Raw genomic sequence first — 25,528 nt, 5'->3', positions numbered from 1 at the left:
GGTGAATATTTTTGCAAAAATAAGGTTTTGAATTTGAAAGTTGTAAGTATATTAATTATCAGATTTTTTTTAACTTTATTAAAAATTATTTCAATGTTTAAAATTAGAATCTTTGTAGTTTATTTATTTGTTTCCTTGATCTCATTTGCTCAAATAAGTAAAATTGAAAAAAGTCCAGTAATTAAAATTGATTCAGTTGGAACGAAACTTAATTTTCCTCTTTCGAAGGATTTTACAATTACTAAATTATTAGATAATAACAAATCGACGAATCAATTTCTAATGCCAAATGCTAAACCGAAAAAAGATTCTCTTTACGCTGCATTAAAAGGAAAAAAAAGAGATGATTCCATTTATAATATGCCAAATGAATTTCAGAAAAAAATTGAGATAGCGAAAAAGTAATTCCTGTTTTCTTTTTTTAAAGTAAATTTTAAGTCCTACTAAATTCCGTATTTTTGCAATGCGGAATTTACTTTTAAAATTCCCTTATATTTTTAATTTACTTTAATGACAACTGACCAATTTCCAGAAATTTCTCTTACAGATAAAAATAATTTTACTTATAAAACTTTTGAAAACGATCCAAATAAAATAAGAATTTATACTTTAAAAAATGGCCTTCAAGTTTTTCTCGCACAAAATTTTGATGCTCCAAAAATTCAAACTTATATTCCTGTAAAAACGGGAAGTAATAACGATCCGAAAGATAATACCGGTTTGGCGCATTATCTTGAACACATGATGTTTAAAGGAACTTCAAAACTTGGAACCTTAAATTGGGCAGAAGAAAAAAAATATTTAGATCAACTTTCTGATTTATTCGAAGCACACAAAGCAGAAAATAATCCGGAAAAAAAGAAGGAACTTTATAAAAAAATAGATGAAGTTTCCCAAAAAGCAAGTGAATTAGCCATCGCAAATGAATATGATAAAGCGATTTCTTCCCTTGGCGCAACAGGAACAAATGCACACACTTGGCTTGACGAAACGGTTTATAAAAATAATATTCCAAATAACGAACTTGAAAAATGGCTTGAAATTGAAAAAGAGCGTTTTTCTGAACTGACTTTAAGATTGTTTCATACGGAACTGGAATCTGTTTACGAAGAATTTAATCGTGCGCAAGATAATGACGGCAGAATTTCAAATTATGCGTTGATGGAATTACTTTTCCCCACGCATCCCAATGGCCAGCAAACGACTTTGGGAAAAGCGGAACATTTGAAAAATCCTTCAATGAAAGTCATTCATCAATATTTTGACGATTTTTATGTGCCGAATAATTACGCCATGGTTTTGGTTGGGGATTTTGAATTTTATGAAACCATTAAATTAGTTGACCAATATTTTGGGACTTTAAAATCAAAGAAATTACCTTTAAAGGAAAAAATTATCGAAAAACCTTTAACCAAAATTTCCAAAAAAATCGTAAAATCACCAACAATTGCCCGTGCGCAAATTGCATGGCGAACGGAAAGCTACGGAACGCGGGAATCTCAGTTAGCAGATATTTGTGCTAATATTTTGAGTAACAGTGGTGAAGCCGGACTTTTAGATTTAAATATCAACCAAGCGCAAAAAGCACTTTACGCGCAGGCTTTTTCTACAGGTTTCAAAAACTACGGTTATTTTTCCGCGGTGATAGTGCCGAAGGAAGAGCAAAGTTTGGACGACGGAATTGCGATGCTTTTGGAACAAATTGATTTAATTAAAAAAGGAAATTTTCCCGATTGGTTGTTGGAAGCCGTTTTTAATGATTTTAAATTACAACGCTTGAAAGCATTAGAAACTGCAGATGGTTTAGCGAGCAATCTTTATGATACTTACATTAAAGGCAGAACTTGGCAGCAGGAGTTAGAGGAAATGTCCGAGTACGAAAGCATTACAAAAAAAGAAATTGTGACTTTTGCGAATGATTTTTTCAAAGAAAATTACGTTGTCGTTTACAAAGAAAAAGGTGAGAATGAAGATTTAATTCGCGTTGATAATCCAGGAATTACACCGATAAAAATTAACCGCGATGTGAAATCTGATTTTTTACAACAAATTTTAGAGCAAGAACCAGTTTCAATAAAACCACATTTCATTGATTATAAAAAAGAAATTGAGAGCACTTTTCTACGTGAAAAGAAAATCAGTTTTGTGAAAAACAAAGAAAATGATTTGGCACAAGTTCATTATATTTTTCCTTTTGGAAGTGATAATGATAAAGAATTAGGTTTAGCAACGCAGGTTTTACAATATCTTGGGACGCCAAAATTTACGGCTGATGAACTGAATCAGGAATTTTACAAACTGGGCATTTCTAATGATTTTAAAACTTCGCAAAATGAATTAAGAATTTCATTGGTTGGTTTAGAAGAAAATATTTCGAAAGGAATGGCGCTTTTACACCATTGGATGAGTACCGCAACACCCGAACAAGATGTCTATCTGAAATTTGTAAACACTATTTTAGAGAGCAGAGAAGCCTCTAAAAAAGATAAAACCAGGATTTTTTCTGCCTTAGTAAATTACTCCAAATTTGGAAAAACTTCCAGAACACGGGATTTAATTTCAGAAGAACGCCTGAAAAATATTGAGGTAAATGAATTAACCGATAAAATTAAAAAAATCTTCAGTTTTCCGTATCAAATCTTCTTTTATGGCAAAGATTTTTACACTTTTAAAAGTGTTGCTGAACCTTTTATAAAACCAGAATTATTTCCAATTCCAGTTGCCAAATTATTTCCAGAACCGGAAACTTCGGGCAAAGTTTATTTTGCTTCTTATGAAATGGTACAACTTGAAATGAGTAAAGTCGCAAAAGGAAATTCCGTAAATATCGAGAATTTTGGTAAAATAAATGTTTTTAATGAATATTTTGGCAGCGGGTTATCGTCCATTATTTTTCAGGAATTACGGGAAAGTAAAAGTCTCGCTTATTCTGCTTACGTTTCTTACGCCGCAAATGCAGAAGTTTCTCATCCAGATTATATTTCAACTTACATCGGAACGCAGCCGGATAAACTTAAAACCGCGGTGGATGCGATGGATGAATTAATGAAAGAATTACCGCAAGTTGATTTTCAGTTTATTAATTCTAAAAATTCTGCATTGAAAAAAATTGAAGCTGGAAGATTGACACGCACTACTATTTTCTTTAATGCTTTACGTTTACAGAAATTAGGCGTTGATTATGATTTACGTGAAAAAGTGTACCACGAAACAGAAAATTTAAGCCTGAAAGATCTGACCGATTTTTATAATTTTAATATAAAACCTTTGCAATTTAATACAGCAATTATCGGTAAAAAAGAAAATCTGGATATGGAAGCGGTGAAAAATTTAGGTGAATTTAAGGAATTAAGTTTGGAACAGATTTTTGGTTATTAAAAGAATTAAATTTTCAATTTCTGTCTTTTGTAATAGGTGACACTTATAGAATTTACAGCCTTCTTGTTATCTGAAAAAGTCAAATATTAATTTTAATTATTTTTTCAAAATCAAATATTTTTCTGCTATTTTTGTTATGATTAAAACAGTAAACTTTGTCATTAAAAAATAGTTGTCTTTTCATTTCGCTTTTTCTCTCAACTTTGGCTTTCGGACAGGAAAATCCAGCATTTAGCAATGATAAATTTAGTGGGATAAATTCGGCAGCTTTTTCACCGACACAGCCTTTTTTAAATTCTAATCCGTGGGATGTTAATCTATTTTCAGAAAGTATAAATTTTGAAAATGATTACGCTTATATTTCCGACGAAAGTTTTTTAAGTTTAAGAAATTCTAATATCCAAACTGCAAATATTAAGCAAAATATTACGGGCGGAAATACATCTGGCGTTTTAGATTTTTACAACAAAGATTTTGGGAATTTTTACTTTAATTCAGAACTGCTTGGGCCTTCATTCAGTTTGAAAACAAATATTAAAGGAAAACAATTTCAACTGGGAATTTATTCACGTCAAAGAACACAAGGATCAGCATTTCATTTTGATAATTATTTCAGATTTGGAAATCAAGGCTTTCAGGATCCGGATCTTTATAATTTTAAATCTTTTGACGTTATTGTGATGAATTGGGGTGAAATTGGATTTAATGCCTCGACGGAAATCTTTCCATATGCTGAACAAAAGTGGATTTTTGGTGCTAATCTTAAGTATGAAATGGGTTATGATGCAGCAAATGTTAAAAGCTCTGACAAAATAATTCTAAAAAAAAAAATTGAAAATGACAACGAATTTCAAAAACAAACAATCACTGCTGATAATTTTAATGTTGAAACAAATTTTGTTACAAACTACAATTTTGATTCAAAAAAATACGAATTAAAACAGAATGGAAAAGGTTTTGGGTTGGATCTTGGCATTTCAATGGTAGATGAAAATGATAATCTGGACGATTATAATCTGAAAGCCAGTTTCTCTGTCTTGGATTTGGGCAAAATTAATTTCCAGGGACGAAAAGATATTTTTAAAGGTAATAATTTTACAGTTTTTAATAACCCTGAACTTGATAATGTAACATTTGTCAGTCCGCAGCAATACCTTGGATTGTTAAGCAAACAAGTTTACGGCGACGAAAAAGCTTCTTTTCAGGGAACGGATTTTTCAATCGGTTTGCCTACAAGTATTCACTTTAATTTAAGTAAAAATATCAGAGAAAATCAATATCTAAATTTAGACTTGATTCAAAGAACACCTATATTTGAAAATTCTTTAAAAAGAAGCAACATTGTCAATGTTTCCTATACGGTTCAAAAAAATTATTTAGGTTATGGCGGTTCCGTTTCTTTATATGAGTATCAAAAATTACAGTTTGGCGGCTATCTAAGAATTGGACCTTTAATTTTAGGAAGTTCAAACTTTTTTCCTTTAATTTTTAAGCATAAAAAACTAAATTCTGGTGATTTTTTTATTGGTTTAAAAATTTATCCCTTCTGGGATAGCGAGTTTAAACGACATAGAAGAGCAGATTGTAATTGCGATCATTAGTGAGAAGTAGTGATAAAAAAACCATGTCAAGGTTTTAGATCTGGTCACGGTTTAATATATTTTATTTACATTTTATTTTACCAGTTTCATCTCATTTATCAGCCATTTTGCATCTGCATATTTGTCGATAATAAATAAAATATATTTGGTGTCTACCATAATGTTTCGGCTAAAACGCGGGTCGTAATTAATGTCGCTCATGGTTCCTTCCCATTGTCTGTCGAAGTTTAAACCAATAAGATTTCCATTTGCATCTAAAGTCGGACTACCGGAATTTCCACCAGTTGTGTGATTTGTTGCAGTAAAATTAACCGGAACATCACCGGTTGCATCTTTATAAATACCGTAATCTTTAGAATCAAAAAGACCGATCAGTTTTTTTGGTATATCAAACTCATAATCACCAGGAACATATTTTTCTATCACGCCCGTAAGATGCGTTTGATAGCCGTAGTGAACTGCATCTCGCGGATTTGAACCTTTCACCTGACCGTAAGTTACACGAAGAGTAGAATTGGCATCCGGGAAAAATTTTCGATCTTTATCCGTTGCCATCAATTGTGCCATATAAGTTTTTTGAAGCAAATTTATTTCGGTTTGATATTCATTAAATTTACCATCAACTTTCGTCATATAAGCGTCTTTTATCTCTTTTGCCAAATTATAAAAAGGGTCATTTTTAATGGTTTCAATAAATTTTGGATTTGCAATTAAAGCGGAAATATCTTTATCCGCAGTTTTTCCATTTAAATTTCCACGGCCAGAAATAAGTGAGTTTTTAGACCAGTTTTCTACAGTTGAATAGTTTTTATTAACATCAGAATACTGATTAAAGGTCGCGGGTAAAAATTCTTTGGGTGTTTTTTGTTGGTACAAAGCCAATAATTCTGCCGTCACTTTCGCATCTAAAGCGCCTTCATAATCTTTGTAAAAGTTGGTCATTGTTTCTGCAAAACGCGCTTCACTTTCTGGTGTTATTTTACCATTTTCTTTGCTATCGACATAATTAATATAATAATTGGCTAGCCTTAAAGTCTCCGCATTTCTTACAACTTCACCGTAATAGGCGTTGTTTAAAGCGTATAGCGCTTGTAAATTATACAAAGTATTAAACTTCGATATCGTCGTTTTAATTTCTGGATTTTTCTGTGCTAAGAGCGTTTCATAATCTTGCTTTTTCTGAACTGCATTTGATTTTTTTAAACCTTCAACTTCGCCAATCCATTTTTTCCAATAATTAGCAACAGAAGCGTATTTTGCGGCGTATTTTAATCTCGTCGCATCATCGGTGCGCATTTTATCATTTAAAGTTTTAAGCGCAATTTCTCTTACCTTAATTTTTGCCGGATCAATGTCTGTAATTAATTTTTCAATCGCGATTGAAGGTAAATATTCTGTTGTTCTCCCTGGAAATCCAAACACAAAAGTGAAATCATTTTCTTTCTTATCTTTTAAAGAAATAGGTAAAAAATATTTTGGTTTATATGGCACATTATCTGCGGAATATTCTGCTGGATTATTATTTTTATCCGCGTAAATCCTGAACATAGAAAAATCTCCAGTGTGTCTTGGCCAAACCCAATTGTCTGTATCAGAACCAAATTTACCGATGCTTTGCGGCGGTGCGCCAACTAATCTAATGTCTTTAAAAGTTTCAGTAACGAAAGCATAATATTTATTACCGTCATACATTGGTTTCACGATGACTTTTTGGTAGGAATTGATTTTAAAACCGGCAGTCGTTGCCGCAATGTTGGCTTTAATCATTGTCGCAGTTTCTTTCTCCCCTAAATTTTGAGTGTTTGCTAAAACCTGATTGGTCACTTCTTTAATGTCGGTGATAAAATCAACAGTCACGCCTGGATTAGACAATTCACCTTTCATGTTTTTTGCCCAGAAACCGTTTGTAAGTAGATCATTTTCTACCGTAGAATGTTCCTGAATTTGTCCAAAACCACAATGATGGTTAGTCAAAAGTAAACCTTGCCCGGAAATAATTTCAGCGGTGCAGCCTCCGTTAAACTGAACTACGGCATCTTTAATACTCGGTTTTTGGGTACTCCAGATATCTTTTGCTGTAATTTTCATACCCAAAGATTTCATTTCCTTTTCATTCACTTCGGTCGGAATCCACATTCCACCGTATTGTTGCGCGAATGTAAATGCGGAGTTTAGAAAAACCGCTGCTAAAATTATCTGTTTCTTCATATCAATTTTAAAAGTCCTAAAATAAGAAATTTAAAATGATTGTTAAAAAGTAAAAAATATTCTCGTTTCTAAAATGACATATAAAAATTTTGGGCGCCTTTTTCCGCCTTCCGTTCCCAATCTTTTTGTTCCGCTTTGCTACATAAAAAGGATTTCCACTCAAGTCGGGGCGCGATTTTCGCAAATATCACTTTAGTAGCATTTAATAAGGTACAGCGCTAAAATTTTAAATATAATTAGATACGAAAATCTGTAAATCTTATTATAATTTCCGAATGTCTTATTTTTCTAACACATAAATGTCTTATTAACTTACCAAATGAATTAAATGAGATAAAATCATGTAAAATTTATTGTATCTTTGATAGTAAGGCATTACGTTTTTAGTAATAAAGGCGAAATAAATTGTTAAGAGTAATGTATTGGATAAAAAATAAAAAAATGATAAAAAAATTAACGGTTAGAGTTTTAAGTTTTTTAGTTTATTTATTTATTTTTTCCATTGTTTATTTTATCTTTTACTCTATTTTTAAAGATTTGAAGAATCCCTACAGAGGTTTGATTAGCGTAATAATTGCCGCGATTTTTGCGCCAAAAGTGTCTGGATTTAAAACATTATCTGGAAAGAAAATGCAGTTAACGTGGATTTTTTTTAGGAAAGTAATCACACTTTAAATTATTTAAAAAATAGTATTAAGAGTGAAAAGAGATTTTTTAATAATTTTAAAACTTCATTTTCTGAATCCTCACCGCATTTAAAATCGCTAAAAGCGCAACACCTACATCAGCGAAAACCGCCTCCCACATCGTTGCCAAACCGCCTGCACCAAGTATTAAAACCATCGCTTTCACGCCAAAAGCCAATGTAATGTTTTGCCAAACGATTTTCTTTGTGGCTTTTCCGATCTTAATTGCCATCACAATTTTCGCAGGATTATCATCTTGAATCACCACATCTGCCGTTTCAATAGTTGCGTCACTTCCCAAACCGCCCATCGCGATTCCGACGTCAGAAAGCGCAACAACGGGCGCGTCATTTAAGCCATCACCCACAAAAGCAACGGTTTCATTCAGTGCTTTAATTTTATTTAATTCTACCACTTTATCTTCGGGCAAAAGACTTCCAAAATAATTTTGAATTCCTAATGTTTTCGCCACTTTTTCTACAACTGCGGTTTTATCGCCGCTTAACATGGTCACTTTTATGCCTAATTTTTTAAGAGCGTCAACGGCAGATTTTGCTTCTTTTTTAATTTCATCAGCAATCGTAATATAACCAACAAACTGATTATCAAAAGCCATTGCAACTAAGCTTTCTGGAATATTTTCTAGCGTTTTATCGTATTTAATATTGAATTTTTCTAATAATTTAAAATTCCCTGCTAAAAATTCTTTGCCATCAAAATTGGCTTTCAAACCAAAACCTGCAATTTCTTCAATATCAGAAATATTTTGAGAGTGATTTATTTCGGCTACATACTCGTGAATTGCCTTCGCAATCGGATGTGTGGATTTACTTTCTACTAAATTTAATTTTTGTAAAATATCTTTTTCATTAAAATCCCTTTCAATTTTTATATCCTGAACTTTGAAAACACCTTCCGTCATCGTTCCGGTTTTATCTATCACCACATTTTTAATTTTGGCTAAAGCATCTAAAAAATTTCCCCCTTTAAATAAGATCCCGTTTCTACTCGCTGCGCCAATTCCCCCAAAATAACCTAGCGGAATACTAATAACCAAAGCGCACGGACAGGAAATAACGAGAAAAACCAACGCGCGATAAAGCCAATCTCTAAATTCATAATTATCAACAAAAAAGTAGGGCAGGAAAGTAATTGCGATCGCAAGATAGACCACGATTGGCGTATAAATTTTTGCAAATTTCTTAATAAAAAGTTCCGTTGGTGCTTTTTGCGCAGACGCATTTTGAACCAATTCTAAAATCCTCGAAAGTTTACTATCATTGTATTTTTTAGTAATGACAACATCTGAAACAGAATTTAAATTGATCATCCCGGCAAAAACAGCATCGCCTTTTTTCTTAGAATTGGGTTTACTTTCGCCGGTTAAAGCCGCGGTGTTGAAACTTGCTCTTTCTGAAATTAATTCGCCATCTAAAGCTAGTTTTTCACCGGGTTTTAGCTGAACGAAATGACCGATTTCTACTTTTTCCGCTTTAATGGTTTTAGGAACATTATTTTCCAAAACCGTGACTTCATCTGGTCTTTGATCTAGTAAAGATTTGATATTTCCTTTTGCTCTGCGAACGGCGAGGATTTGGAAATTTTCACCCACACTGTAAAACAGCATTACCGCAACGCCTTCCGGATATTGCCCGATTGCAAAAGCGCCGATCGCAGCAATTGACATCAGGAAAAATTCTGAAAAAAACTGTCCTTTTTTAATACTTTCAAAGGCTTCTTTTAAAACTGGAAACCCAACAGGTAAATAGGTAAAAGTGTAAAGTGCAACTCTTATCCAACCTTGAAACCAATTAGGTTTGATGAAATAATCTAAACTCAAACCAATTGCTAAAAGTGCAAATGAAATAATCGCGGGTAGAAATAATTCGAAATAACTCTCGCTTACATTTCCGTGGGAATGATCGTGATCGTCGTGGTTATGTGAAGTTTCTTCCGTGCTACAGCAAGATTGTGACATTTAGTAATTTTTCACAAAACTAATGCAAAACCAAGTGCAACACTATTGCATTTTTGGCGTGCATTCTTTGCAAATGCCGTTTGCCACAAATTTCAGATCCTGAATTTTATAACCTTTTGGAAATTTTAACTGATCGAAATTAACATCTTCCAAGCATGTGGTTTTTTCACAATTTTTACAGTAAAAATGCAGGTGAAAATCGTAGTGATTTTCTGCGTCACAAGCATCATTGCAAAGTAAATATTGTGTTGTATTATTTTCCTGGATCCCATGAATAAGTCCTTTTTTTTCAAAAGTTTTTAAAGTGCGGTACAAAGTACTTCGGTCAGAATTGTTTAAAATTTCTTCTAAATCAGCCAAAGAAACCGCTTTTTTTTGATGCAGAAAAACATCCAAAACAAGTTTGCGCATCGCGGTTATAGCGATATTTTTTAGTTCTAATTTTTTTTCTACTAACTTGGAATTCATTGTTTTTGCATTCTGTTATTTAATCTAAAATTTATTTTTAATTTAATGGTCTTCGACAGGCTCAGACTGACAAATCTAACACTAAACGCGTCAATTGTTAAGTGTCAGTCTGAGCCTGTCGAAGACTTTTGTCTATTACAGTTTCAAATTAATTTATTAAATCCAAAAATTCCTGTTCATCCAAAATCGTAATAGTTCCCAGATCCTGCGCTTTTTTTAATTTGCTTCCGGCTTTTTCGCCAACCACCAGATAATCCAAATTTTTTGAAACCGCAGAAATATTTTTTCCCGCATTTTTCTCTACCATTTCTTCCGCCGCTTCTCTTGTGAAAAGTGATAATTTACCCGTAAAAAGAAAAGTTTTTCCTTCTAAAACATCGGATATAGTTTGGTTAAAATTCTCATCTTTTTCTAGTTTTACACCGTATTCTTTTAAACGTTCAACCATCAAAATATTTTCAGGATTTTGAAAGAATTCATGAATACTTTCGGCAATTTTAATTCCAATATCTTCAACTTGCACCAATTCCTCTAAACTCGCATTCCTCAATTCTTTAATCGTTGAAAAATTCTTCACCAATTTCTTTGCCACCGTTTCGCCGACGTGTTTTATGCCGATTCCAAAAAGCACTTTTTCGAACGGAATTTCTTTCGATTTCTCAATACTGTCAATAATATTTTGCGCCGATTTTTCTGCCATTCTTTCCAAAGGAAGTAATTGTTCTTTTGTTAAAACATAAAAATCAGCAGGATTTTCTACTAATTTTCCCCGGTATAATTGCTCAATCGTTTCACTCCCCAAATTTTCAATGTCAAGGGCTTTTCTGGAAACATAATGAATCATTCTTCCCACAACTTGCGGCGGACAATGCAATTCATTCGGGCAAAAATGATTCGCTTGATCTTCTAATCTCACGAGTTCTGTTCCACACTCCGGGCAATTTGTGATATATTCAATTGCTTTAGAATTTGGCAGTCTTTTTTCCAAATTAATACCCACAATTTTCGGAATAATTTCACCGCCTTTTTCCACAAAAACAAAATCATCTTCATGCAAATCGAGTTTTTTTATTTGATCTTCATTGTGTAAAGTCGCTCTTTTAACAGTTGTTCCAGCCAAAAGAATAGGTTTTAAATTAGCAACCGGTGTAATGGCGCCGGTTCTTCCAACCTGATAAACCACGCTTTCCAATTTTGTTTCAACTTTTTCTGCTTTAAATTTATAGGCCATCGCCCAACGCGGTGATTTTGCGGTATAACCTAAAGTTTGCTGTTGTTTAATGTTATTTATTTTCAAAACAATTCCGTCAATTTCGAAAGGTAAATCGTGTCGGTTTTTGTCCCAATAATTTATAAAATCTTTGACTTCTTCTAAATTTTTGCAGATTTTTGCCTGACTGGAAATATTAAATCCCCAAGTTTTTGCTTTTTGTAATAATTCCCAATGCGTTTCTGCCGGAATTTCGTCGGAAATAAACTGATACAAAACTGCAGATAATTTACGTTTTCTTACTTCCGCTGAATCCTGCATTTTTAAACTTCCACTTGCGGTATTTCGCGGATTCATAAAAAGATCTAAACCTTCTTCTTCGCGTTTTTTATTAATGTTGTCAAAGTTTTTTCGGGTTAAATAAATTTCACCACGCATAAAGAATCGTTTGGGGAAATCGCCATTTAAAGTCAAAGGAATATTTGAAATGGTTCGTACATTATTGCTGATTTCATCGCCTTGAAAACCGTCACCACGCGTAATTCCTTGAATTAATTTTCCATTTTCATAAAGAATTGAAATTGAAGCTCCGTCATATTTTAACTCAGCCACAAATTCTACCTCATCTTTTCCGAAGGTTTTTTCAATACGTTTTTCCCAATCTTCAAGATCCTCAAAATCATACGAATTGTCCAAAGAATACATTCTAAATTGATGCGGAATGGTGGGAAAATTTTTGGTAATTCCGCCACCAACGCGCAAAGAAGGGGAATTTGCATCAAAAAATTCAGGATTTTCAGCTTCTAATGTTATTAATTCCTGTAATTTTAAATCAAAATCAAAATCAGAAATTAAAGATTCATCATTTTGATAATAGGCATCGTTATACTGGTGAAGTTCTTTCCGTAAAATTTCTATTTTTTCTTTTATTTCTTGAGACATTTTTTCTTTCGCAGTTTGATACAAAAATAAGGATTTGCACTTTTTAAAACCAATTTTTATGTTATATTTTTCTTAAGTCTAAATAACGGCGAATCTTTTGCAGCCCGGCTTGAGTGAAGCTCTTTTTGTGAGGCGGAACGGCGAACAAAAAAGCGGGAACGGAAGACGGATATAGCTGCCCAAAAAACATGCTTTAATAATTATTTTATAAAAAATCTTAAATTTGAAACAGAGTAAAACTATGAATAAAAAAGATATTTTCTTGATTGCTGGTGCAATTGCAGTTGCCGCGATGACAGGATTTGCGACGTATTTTAAAATAAATTCAGTAGTACTTTTTGCACTTTCTGCAGTGGCTTTGGTTTTAGTAGCGATGATTGTAGGGAAAGCAACAGAACAATTAGGAAGTAGAATGGGGCCTGCCGCAACAGGCGTTTTGCAATCTGCGTTAGGAAATTTACCAGAACTTTTTGTGTGTATTTTTGCTTTAAGAGCAGGTTTAGATACGGTCGTAAAATCGGCGTTAATTGGTTCAATTTTAGGAAATTCTGTTTTGGTTTTTGGTATGGCAATTTTATTTGGTGGCCTAAATACACGGTCGCCAGTATTTTCGCATTCGTGAGTTGCGGAAAAATGATTTCCGTGTTGATGTGTTTGGCTTTGGAGTGATTATGATTGGTTTTCGACGTTAAAATATTAATAGCTGACTGACAGCGCCGGCAAAGTTACATCAATATGCTCGATATTTTGGTGGCAGTTGTTTTAATAATTTTGTTCGGTTGTAGTTTGATATTTTCAATAAAAGGCGACAAATCAATCGCTCCGGATGAGCCGGAAGAAGAAAGGGCAAATCATTCTGGTTGGTCATTAACATTGACTTTGATAGTTTTAGCAGGTTCTGGACTTGGAGCTGCTTTTGTCTTGAATTGGTTTGCTGGAATGCGCTAAAACCAGCGATGACTTCACTGGAGTTAACGATGTTTTTGCCGGATTTCATTGGGTGTGTGTGTGATTGCCGGAAATGTGTATTGAAAAGTTTGAGTGGGAATCAGTTGGCTTTGAAAAATAAAGCGGATTTATGCGGTAATGGATGACTCATGAATTCTTATCTACAAATAGGCTTTTCCTTCTATCCTTTGTTAATAATTTTATCTTTCTTTTGGGCGTGCGCGATCTGGATCCTGTCGATTTTGAACGACTGCTCCTCTTTCTGTCGGCTTTTGCACTCGCTGTTATTGTGAGCGATTTATTGTTTTTGATGGCGAAGAGTATTTGGCTGAAGGTGTCGGGCTGATTGGAGCTTTACAATTACAAATTGTGATGGCTGGTTTTCGGTGGGGATAGATTTTTTTTAGATATTATTGAAAAAATTTCCTTGTAGATTTTGCCGATTGAGTAGATTTTTGAACCAGAAGCAAAATAATGTGGAAAGATAATGAGATATAGAATTAAACTGAAATGGAGATCGATATGATAAAAAGAGTCTTTGATTTTAGAATTAAATCTCGTCGGTCATCCTTGAAACTCTGCAAGAAAAAAACAGTTAGTAAGAACATTGTATCGCGGAAAACCTCTTGAGACACTCTCTTCAGAGCATCTGGGAAGCATTTCATTTTCTAAAATTAAATTAATCGGAACTGCTGGTAAATTTAAGGAACCTAAAGTCTCAACGGGACCATCCAAATATTTAAAACATTCTTTAGAAATTCTTGATGCAAAGGCTTCTGCGAAAGAATTTTGAAGCGGTTCTTCTGTTAAAACCAAACATTTTCCATGCTTTTTTACACTTTCAAAAACCAGATTTTCATCCAAAGGAATTAACGTTCTTAAATCTATAAATTTCCAGGAGTTTTCTTGAGCATTGCTGCTGTGATTTTTAGCCGCCTGCTTCTTGCACCAAAAATAAACGCGCATCCCAGTAGAGTAATTATCACCATACTTTGTTTAGCTTTGAATTTCAGAATTTTCTGCTTCTAAAATTTTATTTGCTTTTCCAAAGGGTAGAATGTAATCTTCAGCAGGTTCGATGGTTTTTGCCTCTTCAGTTCCAGGAACTTTTGACCAGTACAAACCTTTATGTTCAAGCATGATTACAGGATTTGGATCGTAATAAGCCGCTTTTAAAAGTCCTTTAAAATCTGCTGCATTTGAGGGAAAAGCAATTTTAATTCCTTTAATACTACACAAAATACTTTCAACACATCCGCTGTGGTAAGGTCCGCCGCCGCCGTAAGCGCCCGTTGGAACCCGAATAATATTACTCACCGGAAATTTACCTTGACTTAAATAACAGGATTTTGAAATCTCGGTAACAAGTTGATTAAGTCCGGGATAAAGATAATCGGCAAACTGAACTTCAACAATTGGCTTTAAACCAACGGCGCTCATTCCGACCGTAGAACCGATAATATAAGCTTCCTGAATCGCAGTATTGAAAACGCGTTTATTTCCAAATTTCTTCCCTAAAGTTACGGTTTCACGGAAAACCCCGCCAATCCTTTCGCCCACATCTTGTCCGTAAAGCAAGGCTTCGGGATGTTTGTACATAATTTCCTGAATGGCGTGAATGGCCGCATCAACCATTACAATTTTCTCTTTTGTATCGGTGGGAACTCTCTTTCCAGTTTCTTCCGTTATTGGTGTAGGAACAAACACGAAATCTTCAACTGATTCTGCTTTTGGATCTTCCGCAGCAACTGCTTTTTCGAAATCTTTTTCTACTGTTTTTCTCGCTTCTGCTTCAATTTTCTGTAATTGATTTTCGTCAAAACCTTCATTAAGTAAATAATTTTTTAAGATCATTCCCGGATCTTCGCTTCGGTGTTTTTCAAGATCGGCTTCATCACGGTAAAATTCCCGACGAACACCGGATGTGTGATGGCCTATTAAAACAGTTCTGGCACAAACCGACAGGAAGGTTTTTGTCTAGGAATGTACGAAATCGATAGCCTGTTTTATTTGGGTAGAATTTCCACAAAATCAGTTCCGTTAAATTTCATTCTGTTGTAAACCTACAAAACCTGCGGCAAAATCGTACGTCATCAGAGTTTTCTGGCTTCTTCTTTTTTCGACGGAAATTCCCTATTCATTATCCTGAACTGAAGACATGATCGGAGTTGATGTAAAGCCTGCAAACTGAAAGGTGCTTCACGAAATCTTCACCTTTCGTCACAGAATCATCATCCTCAAACTTGCAAGTTGACGGGCTGGAGTTTTCATTCAAGCTGTTGTAAATTGAATCCTTTGTGTCAATATTTTAAACCTGTGACAACGCCGTCGTAGGAATTGCCTGCATTCCTGTGGTAGAGACTTTGGTGAATTATTTTAGGTAAATTTTCTTCTCGGAAACTTGACGGGTGGGAATAGTAAGAACGCCCACCAGAAAATTGGCTCTCTCGGCTCCAGCCGATAATAGCTGAAGTATTTTAATTGATAAGGTGTGAATCGCATTCGGAAAAAGTATCGCTTCATCGCGGTAATATGGACTTACCCAATCGTCTTTTTTTAACTGATAGGCAGTTGCTGGAATTGGAATGGCTTCATGGCCAAATTGTGTGGAATGTAGAATGCAACATATTTTGTGATTCGGTTTGTTTTCCGCGATAAATATCTGCAGTGGCTTTTGCGATCATCAATGTGATCTGAAAGGTTTTTGAGACAAAAACCCTGTCTTTAGAAATTAGTTTTCTTTCGTGAAATTTGATAGCGAAAAGAAAAGAAGATAAAAATTTTAAAGGAATTCAAAAACATTTGTAATACTTAAAACTTTATTTTAAAAATTTAACGAGAAATAAAATTAAGAAGAATTTTTTTAAATTAATGACTATGGCTTTGCATCCCATATCAATGAGAGGGAGCTGAGACCCTTCTTATATACACTCACTAGATACTGTGACTATTTAGATTATGATCAAATGTCATAACTTCCTGAGTTGAACACAATGTAGAAGAATATTTTGATCATCCATAGTAGGGTCAAAACAAAGTTGATGTCTAGACCATAACTTGTGAGATGTAAATGTGTTTCAACAACATCGGACAGTGTTTTGGGCAATACTAAATTTTAGAATGTTTCCATTTGGAACATTCCAAGTCATCGAGTCACATTTAAATTGCTTTTTATATTTGTTCCACATTTTATTAATTTTTTCTTTCGCTATATCTTCAGTATCTTTTGTAGGAGATGCACAAGACATCTGCCAAAGTCTTCTCTCGTAGTTATATTCATAAAACTCTGCTTCACTTGCTGGAGTTTTTGCCTTCGTTCCAATATCAGCACACAACGCTTTATATTCAATTGCCTTCGGCGCCGGACAAGTTCCTTCCTCAGATTTTTCTGTTTTAGAATTGTCACTTTTATTTTGAGAAAAAATGGAATTATTAAATAGTGATGATCCGAAGACTAGAAGAAAAATTATTTTTTTCATGGTTTGTATTTTAATACTAAATTAAATCTTTTTTCTCAAAAAATTATTTTTTTGTAATCTATCAAACTAGAAATAAAAAATTGAATTTAATCGTTTGACGCTTTTTAAACCTGCAAAATCTATTAAATATGCGATAATTATTATTTTAAAATTATAAGAGATAATTTGTTTTTCCCCGAAATTCAAATTAAATTCCAACTTTTTTTTCTGCTAATTTTAACCTAATTTTACAAAAATTCTTTCTAGAAATGTATTTAATTTTTGATACCGAAACCACCGGTTTACCTAAAAATTTCAACGCACCGCTCACAGATTCAGACAATTGGCCGCGAATGGTGCAGATTGCGTGGCAACTGCACGATGATGATGGAACCTTGCTAGAAAACCAAGATTATCTTATTAAACCTGAAGACTTTGACATTCCTTTTAACGCCAGTAGAATCCATGGGATTTCTACAAAAATGGCACAGGAAGAAGGAAGAGATTTGATTGAGGTCTTGGTCGAATTTTCGGAAGTTTTAAAAAAATCAAAAATTGGCATTGGACATAATATTATATTCGATTACAATATTGTTGGTGCAGAATTTCTACGAAAAAATTTAGAAAATCCTTTAGAAAAAGTGGCGTCTGTGGATACCATGATTTTAGGAACAGATTATTGCAAATTAGGAAGTGGTAGAAACGGTAAATGGAAGTCGCCGAAACTGACGGAATTGTTTCAGATCTTATTTAAAGAAAAGTTTGATGAAGCGCACAATGCCGCGGCAGACGTGAACGCAACAGCGCAGATCTTCTTTGAAATGATGCGTTTAAATATTATTTCTGCAGATGATTTAAAAGTAAGCGATGAAGTTTTTAAAAAATTTCACAACAAACATTCTTCGCCGATTAAGCCTTTTGATATTGTTATTCGCCGACAGGTTTCTGCTAATAAAAATCGTAAAAATAAAGTTGATTTTGGAGATACAGATGAAATTGAAATTGGCGATTATTTTAATTTCCATAATCACAGCATTTATTCGTCTTTGCAATCTTTTCAGTATTTCAGGATTCAATATCTGAAAAGCAACAAAAAATAGTTTTCGCTGTTGGTTTGGTTCATCTGGCGAATTCGATGCTGTCAAATTTGTTGCGGAAGTTCGTAGAAATAGCAAATAAAAGTTTAGAAGATAAATTAAACGAAGAAAATGCAGAAAATTCTGCTAAAAAATTAATTCCGATTTTAGGTTGTGAATTTTATATTTCAGACCGACCAGAACAAAAGCAATTTACCAAAGATGATCCCGATCGGCGGACAAATGTGGTGCTTTTAGCGAAGAACTTTAACGGTTATAAAAACTTAACAAAACTTTCAAGTATGGGTTTTGTGAATGGATTTTATTTTGGCGTGCCTAGAATTAGCCGTCAAATGATCTCTGAATACAAAGAAGATTTGATCGCGGTGACTTCCAGTTTAAATGGAGATATTCCTGATACGATTTTAAATTTTGGGGAACAAAAAGGCGAAGAACTTTTTAAATGGTGGAAAAATGAATTTGGTGAGGATTTTTATATTCAACTTCAAAACCACCATTTGCCGGAAGAAGATTATTTAAATCAAATTTTGCTGCAATTTGCGGATGATCATCAGGTTAAAATTTTAGCCCAAAATGAAACTTTTTATACTGAAAAAGAAGATTCTAAAATTCAGGATATTTTATACTGTATCAAAGATGGCGAAAAACTGACGACTGAAGTTGGCAATGGTTTTGGTAAAAGACGTGGTTTAAAAAGTGACAATTATTACATTAAAGATTCAGAGGATTTAAAAAAAGATTTTCAGGATTTCCCGGATGCATTCGAAGCCTATTCAGAATTATTAGAAAAATTTACGCCTTACACTTTAAAGCGCGATGTTTTATTGCCAAAGTTTGAAATTCCGGAACAGTTTTTAGATAAAGAAGATTTAGCAGACGCAGGAAAACGTGGTGAAATGGCGTATTTAACGCATCTCACTTATGAAGGTGCGAAAAAAAGATATGGCGAAATTACTGAAAAAATAAAAGAAAGAATCGATTTTGAATTGTCGGTTGTGGCAAATACTGGTTATCCTGGTTATTTTTTAATTGTACAGGATTTCTGTGAAGTGGCTCGTCAAATGGGCGTTTGGGTTGGTCCGGGTCGTGGTTCTGCCGCAGGTTCTGTTGTTGCTTATTGCACGGGAATTACCAATGTTGATCCCATAAAATACGATTTACTTTTTGAGCGTTTTTTGAATCCGGAAAGGATCTCAATGCCCGATATTGATATTGATTTTGACGATGAAGGTCGGGATAAAATTATAAAATGGGTGGTTGAAAAATATGGAAAAAATCAAGTCGCACAAATTATTACCTACTCGGTTTTAGGTGGAAAATCGGCCATAAAAGATGCGGGAAGAGTGATGGATGTTTCAATTTCTGAAACCAATAATATTGCAAAATTAATTCCGTCAACGCCCGGAATGAACATCGCAAAAGCCTTAGCAAAACCCGAAAAATTACGACCCGAAGACCGCGTTTTAGCCGCGGAAATGAAAACTATTTTAGAAAATTCTTCTGACAGCAGATTTGCCGTTTTAGATGCCGCCAGAAAAATGGAAGGTTGTATCCGAAATACTGGAATTCACGCATGTGGCGTCATTATTACGCCAGAAGATATTTCAAATTTAGTTCCGATCACGATTGCGTCAAAAGATGCGGATATTTTAGTTTCTCAGTTTGACAATTCTGTGGCGGAAGAAGCAGGTTTACTTAAAATGGACTTTTTAGGATTGCGAACCTTGACGATTTTAAAATACGCCATTGCTTTAATTAAACAAAAACACAATATCGAAATTGATTTAGATACTTTGTCATTAGAAGATCCAAAGACTTTTCAATTATTTAAAGAAGGAAAAACGGTTGGTATTTTTCAATACGAAAGTTTGGGAATGCAGAAGTATATGCGGGAATTAAAGCCCGATAAATTTGCCGATTTAATCGCAATGAACGCACTTTATAGACCGGGACCAATTAAATATATTCCAAATTTTATTAATAGAAAAAATGGTTTAGAAAAAGTAGAATATGACTTGCCAGAAACGGAAGAATATTTAGAGGAAACTTACGGTATCACCGTTTATCAGGAACAAGTAATGTTATTGTCTCAAAAATTGGCCAATTTTACCAAAGGTGAAGCAGATACGTTGCGGAAAGCGATGGGTAAAAAGCTGAAGTCGGTTTTAGATAAAATGTACCCAAAATTCATTGAAGGTGGCGAAAAAAATAATCTGGATCGTGTAAAATTAGATAAAATCTGGAAAGACTGGGAAGCCTTTGCAGAATATGCTTTCAACAAATCTCACTCGACTTGTTACGCTTTAATTGCGTATCACACGGCCTATTTAAAAGCTAATTTTCCGGCAGAATATATGGCAAGTGTTATGAGTAATAATATCAATAACACCAAGCAAATTACACTTTTCATGGAAGATTGTAAAAATATTGGGGTTGATGTTTTGGGTCCCGATGTGAATGAATCTTCTTACCATTTTGCAGTAAATGAAAAAGGGCAAATTCGCTTTGGTTTAGGCGCTATCAAAGGGATTGGGGAAGGGCCGAGTGAAGCTATTGTCAAGGAAAGAAAGAATGGCGAATTTAAAAATATTTATGATTTTTTTGAAAGAATTCCTTCCGCTCAAATGAATAAAAGAGTGGCGGAAAGTTTAGTTTTTGGGGGTGGTTTTGATGAAGTTGATAATTATCACCGTGCGCAATATTTTGATACCGATAATTCTGGAAGAACCAATGTAGAAATTTTACTGAAATACGGTCAAAGTTTTCAAGATGGTAAAAATGAAATAGAACATTCACTTTTTGCTGATTTTGCAGATGAAGTAAAAATTGAAAAACCCAAAATAAATCCTGCACCAGAATGGCAAAATATGCACAAACTGAATAAAGAAAAGGAAATTATCGGGTTTTATCTTTCTGCGCATCCGCTGGATGAATTTCAATATCAGTTTAAATTTATTCAAGGTGCACTTTCACGAAAAGAAATTTTAGAAACAAAAAAAGAAGAAATTGAACTTGAAAGCGTGATTTTACCAACCGATATTTCAGATGAAAATGATGAGACGGAAGTTGTGGATTTAATTGAAACTCCGGAAAGCGAAGACGAAATTATTGAAGAAATTTTGAAAAAAGTAGAGCCAAAAGGTGCCTTTAATTTCCTGAATTTAGATGAAGTTGAAGTTTATAAAAATCAGGTTTTTGCTGATTTAAATCCTAGTTTATTTGTGGACAATAAAATAGAATGGAATGAGCGTAAAAAAATAAACGATCGCTCACAAGAGTTTACTGTAGCAGGTCTAATTACAGAATATGAAGTAAAAGACAGCCCTAGAAGTGGTGAGAAAATTGCATTTTTAAATGTGGAAGACTATACTGGAAGTCAAAGTTTTCGTTTGGGCGACCGCGAATGATTTACATCTTCGGAAAGTAGATGTGAGTGTTTTGAATTTATTAAATTTAAATATTCTTTATTGGCTCGATGGTTGCGTTTTTGTTAAAGATCACCGACGTGTGAAGTATTTGAGAGATGCGCTTCAACGATTTGCGAAAAGTATGAGCGTCGTGCTAAATGTGGAAGATTTAAGAGAAAAAGATGTTGATTTCTTTAAATCTTTGATCAATAAAAAGGGCGAACAAAAACTGAATTTTTATATTAAAAATTCAATTGAAGAATCACATTTAGAGATCCATTCGATGCAGACTCGGATCGCTATAAATGAAGAAACTTTGTCTTTATTTAGTACGTTTAATAAGTTCGAATTTTTCCTGAATTAGATTTTTAAATTTTTTTCCAATATTAAAAAACCGAAAATAACTATTTTGTTTTTTACTTTTTTTACCAAATAAACAATAGAATAGCCTTTATAATCAAATCTGTAATATTTTCATTTTCAAAAAATTGTTAAATTTTATTTTTATGTGGCATTTCGTTTAATTTTTTAATTTTAGAATAAATTAATTTCTTCAGATTTTTCGCAGCAATTAATTTATCATAAGCAACATATAAAATTTGTCAATTTAATTTTGGACGAAACTCTAAAATCGGGTCTATTTTAAGTTATTTTTTAATAATTCATTAAGTTCATTTTCGGATTTTTCCCGAGACATAAGTTTAGTGTTTCAAGTTACGTAATTGTTCAGAATCCTTCTGCATTTCAGATTTTACATCTTGAAATCTCTTAATTTTTGCTACAATTTCGAACTCTTTTTTAAAAAATGAACTAAGAACTTTGAAAAGTTTTTCTTTTATATTTTGGTTAAAGTGAAGCGTGAAAAATTGCATACAAGTAAATTATTAACCGAAGCTAAACAGTATTTTTAAACTTCAAAAACCTTACTAAATTTTTGAAAATATGAATTTTATTATGTTTATAAAAACCTGAAAACTATTTTTGTTTTTAGAGTCTTTTTAACTGTGCAAATTTCAATCTACATTATAGTGAAAAAACAATTTTTTTAGAAAAAGTTTCAAATTTATTTTTTGAAAATGGTGCAAAAGCTGTTACAATGGATGATGTGGCGAAGCATGTTTCGATTTCAAAAAGAACATTGTACGAAGAATATGTGAATAAGGAAACGCTTTTAACAGCAATATTAGATTTCAAATTGGAAGAAGATGTATGAGACGATGAAAAATATTGCTGCAGGAAAACATCGAATTTATATTGAAAAATTCTAATTCGAGAGAAAGACTTTGAGAAATTTTCCAGTACCAATCAGAGTGTTTTTGTGCGTCAATTATTAAAATATTATCCCGCACTATTCGATCAGCACATTCTTAATATGAATGAGAAAATTTCAGATATTTTATTTAAAAATATTGTGAAAGGCCGAACAGAAGGACTTTACAGAGAAAATTTTAACGAGAGTTTGTACATCCGCTTTTTCTTACAAATTATGTTGTCTTTTGAGAATTCAGTTTTATTTGAAAATGAGCAATGTCAAAGAAGTCCAATATCTGTGTTTGACAGGTGATGACTTGATACTCTTTATTCAATCACCACCGAAAAAGGTAGAAAAATTTTAGAGAAAATTAATACCCAACGAGAGTCGGGGAATGAAAATTAAATTATAAAAGAAAATTAAAACGATAGAGAATGACCAGATGGATGAAAATAATGATTTGCGCAGTAATTTTAGCCTCAACTTTTTCAAAAGTTGCTGCACAGCAAAGCATTACATTAAAAGAGGCGATAGAATTTGCCCTGCAAAATAAATCAGATGCAAAAAAAGCAGCATTAAGTGTTAAGAATTCAGATTATCAAATCATGGCAGCTAAAGCAGGCGCACTTCCAACAATTACAGGGCAAGCAAATTTAACTTATAATCCTATTTTGCAGAAAAGTGCTCTGCCCGGAGAAATTTTTGGTGCACCAGGAACCACTATTTTGGTACCTTTTGGACAGAAATGGATTGCAGTTGGAGGTGCAAATTTAACACAAGCTTTGTTTAATCAACAGGTTTTCGTAGGATTAAAAGCGGCAAAATCAACCAAAGAATTTTACCAACTTAATGCGGCTTTGACAGATGAACAAATTATTGAGCGTGTTTCGAATGCTTATTTTCAGGTTTTTACTGTGAAGGAAAAACTTGCAACATTAGAAAGTAGTTATCAAAGCACTGAAAAAGCTAGAAATATAATTAAAAGTTTATTTGATACTGGATTAGCTAAAAAAATTGATTTAGATCGTACGAATGTCAATTTAACGAATATAAGTACGGTAATTAGTCAAAGTAAGAATGCAGTTAATCAGGCCGAAAATGCTTTAAAATTCTATATGGGAATGGCGATTAATACTCCTATTTCTGTGGTTCCTGCTGATATGGATGTGACGCCACATCTTTTGGATGACACTGTTTCTATAGATAACAGGACTGAAATCAAAATTTTAAATAAAACGAAAGAATTATTAGAATTTCAAAAGAAAGCTGATGAAGCAGAATATTATCCGACGGCATCTATAAACGCGGGTTATAACTGGCAAGGACAGGGAAATAAATTTCCGCTAACTAACGGAAAGTCAAATGGCGTGAATTGGTCAGATTATTCTACGATAAGTTTAGGTGTAAAAATTCCGATTTTTAATGGCTTTGCAACAAAAGCAAAAGTAGGGCAAGCACAAATTGACATTGAAAAAAATGACGCCGATATCGCTGATAGAAAATTGGCTTTAGATCTCGATTATCAAAATGCAAAATCTCAGATTAATAATAGTTTATCAGCAATTGACAATCAAAAAGCGAATGTGACTTTAGCTGAATCAGTTTTAAGTAATTCTAAAAGTAATTATCAATACGGATTGGCGACATTGACTGATTTATTGGATGCAGAAAACGCCTTGGTACAGGCAAAAAATAATTACACGAATGCTATTTTAGATTATAAAATAGCGGAAATACAGTATTATAAATCCCAAGGTGATTTGAAACATTATATTAAATAAAAAAATTAAATAGAAATATTTTTAAAAATGAAAAAAGCAAGACCAATTATTTACAGCGTTATCGCGATTCTACTCATCATTGCTGGCGCTTATACTTTAAAGAAAAACAAGGATAAAAATAAAGAGCAAACTGCGATTGTTGCAGAAAAAAACACTGATATTGTAGTAAATGCGGCTCTCGTAAAATTTGAAAATATAGGGACAGATTATTCTTCAAACGGAACTTTTGCACCTTTCCAAGAGTTGACTTTCCCCTCTGAAATTAGCGGCAGAATAGTACGTGTTTTGGTAGATGAAGGAAGTAATGTGCGAATTGGGCAAATTTTGGCAACCATTAAAAAAGACCAATTGGAAGTGGATAATTCTACCGCACGAGCGACTTATCAGAATGCGATTGTTGATAATCAACGTTATGAAAATGCCTTTAAAACTGGCGGTGTTACGAAACAACAAGTGGACAATTCTCGTCTTCAACTAAAAAATTCAAAAGCCCAATTGGAACAATCTAACATCCGAGTTGGCGACACCAATGTAAAAGCAACGATAAACGGCGTGGTTAATAAACGTTTTATTGAACCAGGAAGCGTTGTTTCCCCAGGAACCAAAATGTTTGATATCGTAAATGTGTCAAGTTTAAAATTAAAAGTGACTGTTAATGAATCGCAAGTTGCCAATTTAAAATTAGGTGAAACTATTGATGTAAAAGCCAGTGTTTTTCCGGAAGAAACTTTTCAAGGAAAAATTTCCTTTATTGCGCCTTTGGCAGATGCATCCTTAAGTTTTCCGGTGGAAATTCAGATTGCTAACAATTCCCAAAATAAACTGCGCGCGGGAATGTACGGAACTGCTATTTTTTCTTCTAAAGATAAAGGTGTTTCTCATGCGATGTTAGTTGCACCAAAAGAGGCGTTTGTTGATGGTGTGAGTAGCGGACAGGTTTTTGTGATTAATAGAGATAACTCAGTTACCTTAACTAAAGTAACAACTGGAAGAATCTTTGGTAACCAAATTGAAATTATAGAAGGTTTAAAACCAGACCAAAAAGTAGTGACAACAGGACAAATTAATCTTGTGAACGGCGCTAAAATTAAAATTGTCAACTAAAATAAGTTTA

General features: G+C 33.4%; 16 protein-coding genes and 1 pseudogene. 10 read left to right on the top strand and 7 right to left on the bottom strand.

The features are described 5' to 3' along the window. Positions 1-93: 93 nt before the first annotated feature. The 3 genes from ACVBED_RS05610 to ACVBED_RS05600 all read left to right on the top strand — a co-directional run bounded on the left by ACVBED_RS05610 (position 94) and on the right by ACVBED_RS05600 (position 4,979). On the top strand, positions 94-405 hold the full coding sequence (locus ACVBED_RS05610) for a hypothetical protein (protein ID WP_447119237.1): 312 nt from the start codon (positions 94-96) through the stop codon (positions 403-405). Positions 406-510: 105 nt separating this feature from the next. Then, on the top strand, positions 511-3,378 hold the full coding sequence (locus ACVBED_RS05605) for a M16 family metallopeptidase (RefSeq protein ID WP_447119235.1): 2,868 nt from the start codon (positions 511-513) through the stop codon (positions 3,376-3,378). Positions 3,379-3,533: 155 nt separating this feature from the next. Then, a complete protein-coding gene (locus ACVBED_RS05600; RefSeq protein WP_447119234.1) occupies positions 3,534-4,979 on the top strand; it encodes a hypothetical protein in 1,446 nt (481 codons plus the stop codon). Positions 4,980-5,051: 72 nt separating this feature from the next. Here the strand turns inward: ACVBED_RS05600 and ACVBED_RS05595 are convergent, their stop codons facing one another. The 4 genes from ACVBED_RS05595 to ligA form a co-directional block, all read right to left on the bottom strand. Next, positions 5,052-7,187: a S46 family peptidase gene (locus ACVBED_RS05595; RefSeq protein ID WP_473094650.1), complete on the bottom strand. Its 2,136-nt coding sequence runs from the start codon at positions 7,185-7,187 to the stop codon at positions 5,052-5,054. Between the two features lie 723 nt (positions 7,188-7,910). Then, positions 7,911-9,851 carry a heavy metal translocating P-type ATPase gene (locus tag ACVBED_RS05590; protein ID WP_473094649.1) on the bottom strand — a complete coding sequence of 647 codons (1,941 nt, stop codon included), beginning with the start codon at positions 9,849-9,851 and terminating at the stop codon, positions 7,911-7,913. 42 nt (positions 9,852-9,893) lie between these two features. After that, positions 9,894-10,319: a Fur family transcriptional regulator gene (locus ACVBED_RS05585; protein WP_447119232.1), complete on the bottom strand. Its 426-nt coding sequence runs from the start codon at positions 10,317-10,319 to the stop codon at positions 9,894-9,896. A gap of 148 nt (positions 10,320-10,467) precedes the next feature. Beyond that, positions 10,468-12,471 carry an NAD-dependent DNA ligase LigA gene (gene ligA / locus ACVBED_RS05580; protein ID WP_473094648.1) on the bottom strand — a complete coding sequence of 668 codons (2,004 nt, stop codon included), beginning with the start codon at positions 12,469-12,471 and terminating at the stop codon, positions 10,468-10,470. A 241-nt stretch (positions 12,472-12,712) separates the two neighbouring features. Here ligA and ACVBED_RS05575 point away from each other — a divergent pair, with 241 nt between their 5' ends. Together ACVBED_RS05575 and ACVBED_RS05570 are read left to right on the top strand one after the other, a co-directional pair. Next, a complete protein-coding gene (locus ACVBED_RS05575) occupies positions 12,713-13,093 on the top strand; it encodes a hypothetical protein (RefSeq protein ID WP_473094647.1) in 381 nt (126 codons plus the stop codon). Positions 13,094-13,206: 113 nt separating this feature from the next. Further along, positions 13,207-13,419, top strand: coding sequence for a hypothetical protein (locus ACVBED_RS05570; protein WP_473094646.1), 213 nt, complete (start codon positions 13,207-13,209; stop codon positions 13,417-13,419). A 564-nt stretch (positions 13,420-13,983) separates the two neighbouring features. Here the strand turns inward: ACVBED_RS05570 and ACVBED_RS05565 are convergent. The 3 genes from ACVBED_RS05565 to ACVBED_RS05555 all read right to left on the bottom strand — a co-directional run bounded on the left by ACVBED_RS05565 (position 13,984) and on the right by ACVBED_RS05555 (position 16,898). Beyond that, positions 13,984-14,385 (bottom strand): transketolase C-terminal domain-containing protein, encoded by a 402-nt coding sequence (locus ACVBED_RS05565; RefSeq protein ID WP_473094645.1) that lies wholly within the window; start codon positions 14,383-14,385, stop codon positions 13,984-13,986. A 30-nt stretch (positions 14,386-14,415) separates the two neighbouring features. Next, the gene (locus tag ACVBED_RS05560) at positions 14,416-15,357 is read right to left on the bottom strand and encodes an alpha-ketoacid dehydrogenase subunit beta (protein ID WP_473094699.1); all 942 of its coding nucleotides are present in this window, start codon (positions 15,355-15,357) and stop codon (positions 14,416-14,418) included. A 1,139-nt stretch (positions 15,358-16,496) separates the two neighbouring features. Continuing rightward, positions 16,497-16,898: a hypothetical protein gene (locus ACVBED_RS05555; RefSeq protein WP_473094644.1), complete on the bottom strand. Its 402-nt coding sequence runs from the start codon at positions 16,896-16,898 to the stop codon at positions 16,497-16,499. Positions 16,899-17,146: 248 nt separating this feature from the next. Between ACVBED_RS05555 and dnaE the strand changes: the two are divergent. The 5 genes and pseudogenes from dnaE (at position 17,147) to ACVBED_RS05530 (ending at position 25,518) form a co-directional block, all read left to right on the top strand. Further along, positions 17,147-21,745: pseudogene (gene dnaE / locus ACVBED_RS05550) on the top strand (DNA polymerase III subunit alpha). Positions 21,746-22,420: 675 nt separating this feature from the next. Then, positions 22,421-22,594, top strand: a complete 174-nt coding sequence (locus tag ACVBED_RS05545) for a TetR/AcrR family transcriptional regulator (RefSeq protein WP_473094698.1) — start codon at positions 22,421-22,423, stop codon at positions 22,592-22,594. A 159-nt stretch (positions 22,595-22,753) separates the two neighbouring features. Next, complete coding sequence (locus tag ACVBED_RS05540) at positions 22,754-22,945, top strand: hypothetical protein (protein WP_473094643.1); 192 nt, start codon at positions 22,754-22,756, stop codon at positions 22,943-22,945. A 122-nt stretch (positions 22,946-23,067) separates the two neighbouring features. Further along, the gene (locus ACVBED_RS05535) at positions 23,068-24,414 is read left to right on the top strand and encodes a TolC family protein (RefSeq protein ID WP_473094642.1); all 1,347 of its coding nucleotides are present in this window, start codon (positions 23,068-23,070) and stop codon (positions 24,412-24,414) included. 27 nt (positions 24,415-24,441) lie between these two features. Beyond that, positions 24,442-25,518: an efflux RND transporter periplasmic adaptor subunit gene (locus ACVBED_RS05530; RefSeq protein ID WP_473094641.1), complete on the top strand. Its 1,077-nt coding sequence runs from the start codon at positions 24,442-24,444 to the stop codon at positions 25,516-25,518. Positions 25,519-25,528: the final 10 nt, after the last annotated feature.

It is taken from the genome of Halpernia sp. GG3 (assembly GCF_052976925.2).
The sequence above is the reverse complement of the archived record's forward strand: the minus strand, read 5'-3'. Positions and strand labels throughout refer to the sequence as shown.